General features: G+C 47.9%; 1 pseudogene. It reads left to right on the top strand.

What is annotated here, in order from left to right:
* Positions 1-261 (top strand): annotated as a pseudogene (locus tag SB773_RS32710) (NAD-dependent dihydropyrimidine dehydrogenase subunit PreA); the annotation flags it as partial.

Genomic DNA, 261 nt, shown 5'->3' with positions numbered 1-261 from the left:
GAGTTTTTACTCATGGGGGCATCAGGGGTACAAGTCTGTACAGCAGCGATGCATCACGGGTTTCGGATCGTGGAGGACATGATTGACGGACTTTCCAACTATCTGGATGCACGAGGAATCGCTTCCGTCATGGATATCGTCGGAAAGGCAGTACTGACCTACTCTGACTGGGGACATCTCAACCTGAATTACAAGGTAGTGGCGAGAATTAACGAGGAAACCTGTATTAACTGTAACAAATGCCATATCGCATGTGAAGAC

The sequence above is a fragment of the Bacillus sp. SIMBA_074 genome, assembly GCF_046534555.1.
Lineage (GTDB): Bacteria > Bacillota > Bacilli > Bacillales > Bacillaceae_G > Bacillus_A > Bacillus_A mycoides.
Note: the sequence above shows the minus strand (reverse complement) of the source record. Positions and strands in the feature narration are given on the sequence as shown.